This is a genomic window from Arthrobacter crystallopoietes BAB-32, from assembly GCF_000328305.2.
Classification (GTDB): domain Bacteria; phylum Actinomycetota; class Actinomycetes; order Actinomycetales; family Micrococcaceae; genus Crystallibacter; species Crystallibacter crystallopoietes_A.
In genome coordinates this window covers 1-4627 of record NZ_ANPE02000306.1, presented here as the reverse complement: position 1 = coordinate 4627, position 4627 = coordinate 1, and the positions used below count along the sequence as shown (strand labels likewise).

The following is a 4627-nucleotide window of genomic DNA, read 5'->3' as shown; positions in this document are numbered from 1 at the left end:
TCCACGTCAAGCGGCTGCGCGGCAAGATCGAACCTGATCCCTCCGCACCGCGCTACCTGGTGACGGTCCGCGGGCTCGGCTACAAGTTCGAGCCCTAAGCCGCCGGGGCCGGGGCACAACAGACGCAGCCCGGCGTGATATGCAGCGCAACGGCAGGAGGGCCGCACCCGTTCGAACGGGTGCGGCCTCCTGCCATATCCGAAAGGAAGGGGTGCGCTACGGCGCGGGCGACTCCGCCGGCACGGTGGCGGCCTCGGTCGCGTCCGGCGAAGCTTCTGCTGCCGGCGAGGTGGTGGCTTCGGGGCTCGGAAGGTACGGCCGGTACTCCTCCAGCGCGCCGTCCAGGACCGGAACGTCGAGTTCGGCCGACTCCGAGTTGACCTGGACTTCGAGGGGCACCAAGGCGCCCGGTGCTGCACCGGGGCTGTCAACGACAGTCTTGTTCTCGTCGTCTTCGAACCGGATCTGGCCGTTGGCCGGCACAGTGACGCTGGCGGTGGACCCAGGGCCGGTCAGGGTCAGCTGCACCGGCGAGTCCGAGGTGTTGATGGCGGTGCCCAGCACGCGGGCCTGGGACTCCCCGTCGGCGGCGACGACCATCAGGTTGCGCAGCAGGACCGGACCGACATTGGCGACAATGCCGTCGCTGGCAGCGTAGGAGTAGGTGGTCGCCTGGTCGTTAATGGCGCTGCACCCGGCAGTCCCCAGGAGGGCTAGCACGGCGGTGCCGGCGACCAGGGCACGCTGCACACGGTTCTTCGGCGCAATCTTCACTGCGGGGACTCCTCATTCAAAGGCGTTTCATCGAGCGGAAGCTGTACAAAGCTCAAGGACTAGCCTAACGGCACTTCGAGGAAAAACAGGATTCGCCCCGTGTAACCAACGGATCCGCATGCACCAAACCGCAATTTCGTCAAGGGGTTTCGGGTCCCCGGGCGGCCTGCCAACCGCAGCGGGCCGGGCCTCAGGGCCCCGGGATGGGCGAAAGCGGCATGATAAACTTGTCTGTGGGAAAGGGGAAAGTCCACATGGTATTTGAGGTCGGCGAGACGGTTGTTTACCCTCACCACGGTGCCGCGAAGATCGAAGAGATCAAGATGCGCACCATCAAGGGCGAAGAGAAAATGTATCTCAAGCTCCGAGTGGCTCAGGGTGACCTGACCATTGAGGTTCCGGCGGAGAACGTAGATCTGGTAGGCGTTCGTGACGTTGTGGGCAAGGAAGGCCTGGAGCACGTGTTCGATGTGCTCCGCGCCGAGTTCACCGAAGAACCCACGAACTGGTCGCGCCGCTACAAGGCCAACCTGGAGAAGCTCGCCTCGGGCGATGTGATCAAGGTTGCCGAAGTGGTGCGCGATCTGTGGCGGCGGGAACAGGACCGCGGCCTGTCGGCAGGCGAAAAGCGCATGCTGGCCAAGGCCCGGCAGATCCTGATTTCGGAACTGGCCCTTGCAGAGAAGACAGACGAAGACAAGGCAGCAGCAGTGCTGGACGAGGTGTTGGCGTCCTAGCAGCGCTGCCACCACAAGGCTCAGAGGCGGCCGGTCCCACACGGGGCCGGCCGCCTTACGTATGCGGGTAGTCTGGTGAGGTGCCTACACCTCCCTCGCTGCGCATCGGCGTCGTTATTGTGGCCGCCGGATCCGGCCAGCGCTTGGGCTACGGCATCCCCAAAGCGGAGGTGGTCCTCGCCGGGCGCACGCTGCTGGAACACGCGCTCGAGGCGGTGCTGGCCTCCGGCGTTGCCGCGCACATCTGCGTGGCCGTCCCCCCGGGCGACACCGCCCTGACCGCCATCTGCGCGCGGGCGGCCGGAACGGTCCCGGTCACTGCGGTCGAAGGCGGCAGCAGTCGGGCCGAGTCCGTGGGCAGGGCCTTGTCCGGACTGGAACCCGGACTGGATGCCGTCCTGGTCCACGATGCCGCGCGGGCATTGACGCCCCCGGACGTTTTTGCCCGGGTCGGTGCCGCCTTGGCCGCCGGGGCGCAGGCCGTCATACCGGCCCTGCCGGTGGCCGACACGATCAAGACGGCCGTGCCGTGCTCCCCGGAGGAGCAGCGCATCGCTGGCGAGAAGGTCTCCGGAACACCTGAGCGGGCGCGCCTCCGGGCGGTGCAGACGCCGCAGGGCTTCGACGCCCGGACCTTGGCCGATGCCCACCGCTGGCTCGAATCCGCCGGCAGCGACGCCGCCGGGATTACCGATGACGCCATGCTGGTGGAACGCAGGGGAGTGGACGTCTTCCTCGTGCCGGGCTCCGAGCAGGCCCTCAAGATCACTACCGAACTGGACCTGCTGACGGCCGAGGCCTTGGTGGCCCGCCGGCTACGGTCCGCCGCACCGGCCGGAAAGGAAAGCCAGCAGTGAACGCCGTCCCTCTCCCGCGCACCGGCATCGGCGTGGACGTCCACGCCTTCGCACCGGAAGATGAGCCGCAGCCCCTCTGGCTGGGCGGCCTCCTCTGGGAGGGCGAGCGGGGACTCTCCGGCCATTCGGACGGCGATGCCGTGGCCCACGCCGCGGCAGACGCATTGTTTTCCGCAGCCGGGCTGGGTGACCTCGGGACGCATTTCGGCACCGACCGCCCCGAGTATGCCGGCGCGTCCGGGGTCCGCCTGCTGGGCGAAGCGGCGCGGATCGTGCGGGACGCCGGATTCGAGATCGGCAACATCGCCGTCCAAGTCGTTGGCAACCGGCCCAAGTTCGCGCCGCGCCGCAGCGAGTCGGAGGCGGTCCTCAGCGAGGCAGCCGGTGCGCCGGTCAGCGTTTCGGCCACCACCAGCGACGGCCTCGGTTTCACCGGCCGCGGCGAGGGGATCGCAGCCGTCGCCACCGCCGTCGTCGTGGCAGTTGCACGCTGAGCCGCAGGCGCGGCTAATCTGGAGCGGTGAGCCTGAGATTCTATGACACCGCCGCCGCAGAGATCCGCGACTTCGTCCCGCTGCAGCCGGGCAAGGTCGGCCTGTACTACTGCGGCGCCACGGTGCAGGGGGACCCGCACGTGGGGCACATCCGCTCGGGCATCGCCTTCGACCAGCTGACCCGCTGGCTGCGTTACCGCGGCTACGAGGTCACCGTGGTCCGCAATGTGACGGACATTGACGACAAGATCCTGGCCAAGTCTGCGGCTTCCTTCGAACCGTTCGACCCTGCGGATCCGGACGCACCGGCCGTGCCGAACGAGCCGTGGTGGGCCCTGGCCTACCGCTATGAACAGGCCTTCCAGCTCGCCTACGACACCTTGGGCGTACAGCGGCCCACCTATGAACCGCGTGCCACCGGCCATATCCCGGAGATGCACCAGCTGATCCAGCTGCTGATCGACCGCGGGCACGCCTATCCCGCACTGGACGACTCCGGCGACGTGTACTTCGACGTCCGCTCCTGGGCGCAGTACGGTTCGCTGACCCGGCAGAACATCGAAGACATGCAGGCCGCGCCCGACGCCGGTCCCCGGGGCAAGCGCGATCCGCGGGACTTTGCGCTGTGGAAGGGTTACAAGGAGGGCGAACCGGCCACCGCCTGCTGGCCCAGCCCATGGGGTGGGGGCCGGCCCGGCTGGCACTTGGAGTGCTCGGCCATGGTGACGAAGTACCTGGGCACCGCGTTCGATATCCACGGCGGCGGGCTGGACCTGCGCTTCCCGCACCATGAGAACGAGGTCGCGCAGTCCCAGGCGGCCGGCCACGCGTTCGCGAACTTCTGGATGCACAACGGCATGGTCACGTTCGAGGGCGAAAAGATGTCCAAGTCCGTGGGCAATATCGTCACGCCGGCCGAAATGCTGGCGATCGCCCGGCCGCTCGTCGTGCGCTACTACCTGGGCCAGGCACAGTACCGCTCGGCCCTGGACTACAACCCCGGCTCGCTCGCGGAGGCCGCTGCCGCCGTCGAACGTATTGAAGGCTTCATGCAGCGGGCGCTGAAGTTCCTCTACGGCGAGGGCGCGGGCCTGCCCGAGGCCGAAGAGCAGGTGCCGGCAGCCTTCGCGGCGGCGATGGACGATGACCTGAACGTGCCGCAGGCCCTGGCCGCCGTGCACGAGGCCGTCCGGGCCGGCAACACCGCTCTGGACGCCAAGGACAAGGACGCGGCCCGCCGCGCGCTGCACCAGGTGGCTGCCATGGCCGATGTGCTGTTCATCAATCCGCTGGACCCGCACTGGAATTCCGGCACGGGCGACGGCGCCGAGCACCGAGCGCTGGACTCGCTGGTGCAGGCGCAGCTGCAGGAGCGCCGTGCCGCCCGCGAAGCCAAGGACTGGGCGCGCGCCGATGCGATCCGGGATACCTTGGCAGCGGCAGGGATCACGGTGGCGGACTCGGTGGACGGCGCCACGTGGTCCATAGCCGACCGGTAAACTCTATTTGACCGACACTTCCGCGCCGGCACCCGGTGCGGACGCTGCCAGCTGACCCGATAGGTAAGGACCATGGCCAACAAACCCCGCCCCGGAGCGGTACGCAAGTCCAAGAAGGGCCCCACCGCGGGCACCGGCGGACACGGCCGCAAGGCGCTCGAAGGCAAGGGCCCCACCCCGAAGGCCGAAGACCGTCCCTACCACAAGGCCTACCGCGCCAAGCAGCTGGCCGAGCGTTCCGCCGCCCGCCGCGCCGGCGGCAAGCC

The 4627-nt window shown here is 68.5% G+C and carries 6 protein-coding genes and 1 pseudogene; 6 read left to right on the top strand and 1 reads right to left on the bottom strand.

The features are described from left to right. Positions 1 to 98, top strand: a 98-nt coding sequence (locus tag D477_RS21985; RefSeq protein WP_005275128.1) for a winged helix-turn-helix domain-containing protein, incomplete at its 5' end; no start/stop codon positions are given. A 118-nt stretch (positions 99 to 216) separates the two neighbouring features. On the opposite strand, the gene D477_RS20435 is transcribed toward D477_RS21985, so the two are convergent. Further along, complete coding sequence (locus D477_RS20435; RefSeq protein ID WP_005275126.1) at positions 217 to 774, bottom strand: hypothetical protein; 558 nt, start codon at positions 772 to 774, stop codon at positions 217 to 219. A gap of 254 nt (positions 775 to 1028) precedes the next feature. Here D477_RS20435 and D477_RS20430 point away from each other — a divergent pair, with 254 nt between their 5' ends. The 5 genes and pseudogenes from D477_RS20430 to D477_RS20410 all read left to right on the top strand — a co-directional run. Then, on the top strand, positions 1029 to 1511 hold the full coding sequence (locus tag D477_RS20430; protein WP_005275124.1) for a CarD family transcriptional regulator: 483 nt from the start codon (positions 1029 to 1031) through the stop codon (positions 1509 to 1511). A gap of 80 nt (positions 1512 to 1591) precedes the next feature. Next, a complete protein-coding gene (ispD, locus tag D477_RS20425) occupies positions 1592 to 2368 on the top strand; it encodes a 2-C-methyl-D-erythritol 4-phosphate cytidylyltransferase (protein WP_043847804.1) in 777 nt (258 codons plus the stop codon). Next, positions 2365 to 2862 (top strand): 2-C-methyl-D-erythritol 2,4-cyclodiphosphate synthase, encoded by a 498-nt coding sequence (ispF, locus tag D477_RS20420; RefSeq protein ID WP_005275120.1) that lies wholly within the window; start codon positions 2365 to 2367, stop codon positions 2860 to 2862. Before ispD ends, ispF begins: the two co-directional genes overlap by 4 nt. Positions 2863 to 2888: 26 nt before the next feature. After that, positions 2889 to 4361: a cysteine--tRNA ligase gene (gene cysS / locus D477_RS20415; RefSeq protein WP_005275118.1), complete on the top strand. Its 1473-nt coding sequence runs from the start codon at positions 2889 to 2891 to the stop codon at positions 4359 to 4361. A gap of 72 nt (positions 4362 to 4433) precedes the next feature. Next, a pseudogene (locus D477_RS20410) lies at positions 4434 to 4627 on the top strand (23S rRNA (guanosine(2251)-2'-O)-methyltransferase RlmB); the annotation flags it as partial.